The organism is Bacillus sp. JJ1532, assembly GCF_036965085.1.
GTDB lineage: Bacteria > Bacillota > Bacilli > Bacillales > Cytobacillaceae > Cytobacillus.
In genome coordinates, this window is sequence record NZ_JBALOW010000144.1 from 1 (window position 1) to 3,769 (window position 3,769).

Below are 3,769 nucleotides of genomic sequence, written 5' to 3' on the forward strand. Positions count from 1 at the left end.
CCTTATCTATTAAATCAGTAGGAATAAATAATGAAATACTAAGTTCAGTAACCAATACTATCGCCGCCTTAAAAAAATGGGTCAGAGTATGTTTCTTATACCCTAGTAAAAAACCATCTTCGCTTTTGTAGAAACGTAACAATTAGTTAAACAAAGACTTTTTACTACTAATAAAAATACGCTTTTTATGATAGGTGCCGATAATTTTCGATATTGAAAATAAAGTTTGCCAGTCTTACCATAGTTCATTGGAATTTAAATTATCCCATACTTCTTTAACGCATAATGAATACCATCTTCACTAGACTTTTTGGTAACAAAGTCCGCAATACTTTTCAATTTTTCATTTCCATTCCCCATTGCTATACCAAGTCCAACTAGTTCCAACATGTCAATATCATTTTCTCCATCACCGAAAGCAATGGCTTCTGTATTATCTAGCTCAAAAAACTCTAGAGTTTTCATGATAGCTAAAGACTTAGACACATTTTCCTGCAAAACATTTAACACATATGGATGCCATCTTTTAAATGTTAAGTTTGGAAACTTTTGTATGTACTTCTCAACAGCCACATCACTTGCAAATAAACACAATAAAAATACCTCTTGTTTATGAATTAAACGATTAGTAATAGGATAATCATCGAGAAATAAGGTTTCCTTCAATGCTGTTAAGATTTCGTCCTCTGTAACACCATTCATATAAAGGTCTTCAGTATAAAAAGACAAACCATTATTCTCCGACTGGGCAAAATCCATTACTTCTAAGATAATATTCTTATCCATTGGTACTTTATGAATCACTTTTTCGTTGTGTTTTACGTGCCCGCCATTTGCTGTTATAAAGGTTTCTATTCCTATTTCTTGTAATTCATTACACATCGATAATGGTCTTCCCGTAGCGGCAACAACGTTCACTCCTTTGCTTTTCAATATTTTTATAGCTTCTATAGTAGAAGATGGAATGCTGCCATCTTCGTGACTTGTTATAGTTCCATCAACATCCAAAAATACAATTTTATAATCCATTATGGTACCCCCTTTGTACTAATCAATATATAAAGTAGTCTATTAGAAAATTATACCAAATTTAAATACTATTGTTAAAATTAGATAGATTCTATAAGAGGGATCTGTTTTGTTAGATATGTTTTTATGCAACCATCATTAACCAATTGGATATCCAAAAAACTATCTGTTGAACAATCAGGCATTGGTATCGGTGTATACAGTTTGTCAAACTTTCTTTCTATTGCCATATGTGGAGCAATTACTACCAAATTAATTGAGTTAAACAATTTCCCTCCCTTAAACCCTGTTGTCTTCTATTGCCAAACAGTAATTTACAGTAATATATATTTTGGGTTTTTCTTACTGGCAATGTTAAATTGGATATTTGTCTCATATCTATGTAGAGGACCAAAATGGCCAACTTTTATAAAAAAATAAAGAAAGGATTTGATTCATTATGATAAAAGCCATTCGAGTTTACCAATACGGTGGACCGGAGCAATTAAAACTCGAAAGGATTCCTATTCCGGAGCCTAGCTCTGATGAGGTGTTAATTCGGGTTCATACCGTTGGGGTCCTTCCGTATGATTGGAAATATCGTGAAGGTTACTTTAAGGATAGTCGACCTGCAATCTTTCCTTATACCCCTGGGACAACATTTGCAGGAACTGTGGAGAAACTTGGCCGTAATGTCCATGATTTTTACATCGGGCAGGAAGTCTTTGGACGAAGCAAATATGGAACTTATGCTGAGTTTACCGTAGCATCAAGAGAAGAACTTTTTCCTAAACTTTCAACAATAACATTTGAAGAGGCAGCAGCAATCCCTGCGAGTGCTATTCTAGCGTGGCATACTCTATTTAGGGACGGAGAATTAAGGGAAGGTGAAAAAGTGCTGATTCATGGAGCAGCAGGAGGGTTTGGTTCTATTGCAGTCCAATTGGCTAAATGGAAGGGAGCACATGTTATAGGAACCAGTTCAGCGAGAAATTTAGACTTCCTGTCCTTATTAGGAGTAGACACTGTCATTGATTATACTTCCACCTCTTTTGAGAACATAGTCCAGGATGTAGACCTGGTTGTCGATACGATTGGCGGAGATACGTTAGAAAGATCCTGGTCCGTTGTGAAAAAAGGAGGAAAACTTCTATCTTTAGTTGAACAGCCATCAGCTGATAAAACACGTATGTATGGACTAAAAACAGGAAAACCGTTTACTCCGTATTCTCCTGAGGAAACGAAAATTATTTCTCAGACAATTTCCCAAATGATTGCAGATAAAAAGTTAAGGATCGTCATTTCAAAACTTGTTTCATTAGAAACAGTGGATGAAGCACATAAAATATCTCAACAAGGTCATGGGCGCGGTCGCATTATTTTAAAAGTATATGATGGTGCTCAAGGTGATAATGATTAACAACCCATATTGCGAAATTTGTCTACCTGTAAGATCGTTAAAGTTTGATTAAGTTTTTCTTGTTGAATACTTTATCATCAACAAAAATAGAATGAGAAGAACAAGCGGCTTATCAGTCCCGATAATTTCTTGTTCTTCTTCATTAATAGCTCCTATAACAAATTAATGACACAGTCCATCATTGTATAATTCTTACGCCCTTTTATTTAATAAGAATTAGGGTAACCGTGAAATCGTTCGGAAACTCATGAATCAAGAATTTTTTTTACAGAAGCTAAGAAGCCTGCTGCACTTGGTAATCTTACACTCATAAATCGCCTAGATGAAAAGTTCTATTATCGTTTCCACCATTTTTTACAGACGTAATATTTAAATCAGACCATTCTGGATACTGTTCATTTATAAATCTTGATACTAAATCTGAATTGATAATCATTATATAATTCAGCCATCCTTTTTCTACTCCTAATAGGTATTTTCTTCCCCAACACTTTTTACTCCTTTTTAAAGTAAATGCCCCGTTACTTCAAAAAGAAAAATACGTCTCCACTTATCGTAGAAACTCCCCTGTCAGTGGAAGTACATTTCTACACAATGAACATATAAGTCTTACCTATCCATTTATACGCAAATTGTCAGAATAGATTTCTTTTTCAAAATTAATTATAATAAAACAAGGTAACTTTTGGTACAAATTATTTATTTTAATAGGAGGCAAAAAATGGAGATATTTAAGGAGATTACAGTAGAAACAACAGTTCAAGCACCAGTTGAAAAGGTATGGGAATATTGGACAGAACCAATTCATATGACAAAATGGAACTTTGCTTCAGATGATTGGCACTCCCCTTTTGCTGAGAATGATTTAAGAGTAGGCGGGAAATTCATTTCAAGAATGGAAGCCAAAGATGGTAGTTTTGGTTTCGATTTTAGCGGAGTTTATGATGAAATAAAACTATATGAGGTAATTGCTTATACAATAGAGGATGGAAGAAAAGTGAAAATCACTTTTAACGACCGCGGAAACGAAACCGAAGTAATTGAAACTTTTGATGCCGAGGCTTCGAATTCAATTGAGTTACAACAACAAGGTTGGCAGGCAATTTTAAATAATTTTAAAAAATACATAGAGTATACAAACAATTAAAAAAGGATCTCAATTTAATCATTATTAGTCATCAAAATAATAGAAGCGGTATCTGTGGATATTAAATACCTACAGATACCGCTATTTTTTACTTTATTCTACCTGCCCCTTTACTTGTAGAAGAAAAAAGTATTACCGTTATTCCAGTAGTGCTACCCGTTTGTTAAAGTACTATTCTTTACAAACAACTCAAC

General features: G+C 34.1%; 3 protein-coding genes. 2 read left to right on the forward strand and 1 reads right to left on the reverse strand.

All coding sequences use genetic code 11. The annotated features are described in order from the left end of the window. Positions 1-255: 255 nt before the first annotated feature. Entirely contained in the window at positions 256-1,029 is a 774-nt protein-coding gene (locus V7122_RS25455; protein ID WP_335530073.1) for a Cof-type HAD-IIB family hydrolase, read from the reverse strand. A gap of 439 nt (positions 1,030-1,468) precedes the next feature. Between V7122_RS25455 and V7122_RS25460 the strand changes: the two genes are divergently transcribed. Next, positions 1,469-2,428 (forward strand): NADP-dependent oxidoreductase, encoded by a 960-nt coding sequence (locus tag V7122_RS25460; protein ID WP_335530076.1) that lies wholly within the window; start codon positions 1,469-1,471, stop codon positions 2,426-2,428. 721 nt (positions 2,429-3,149) lie between these two features. Continuing rightward, positions 3,150-3,575 (forward strand): SRPBCC family protein, encoded by a 426-nt coding sequence (locus V7122_RS25465; RefSeq protein WP_335530079.1) that lies wholly within the window; start codon positions 3,150-3,152, stop codon positions 3,573-3,575. Positions 3,576-3,769: the final 194 nt, after the last annotated feature.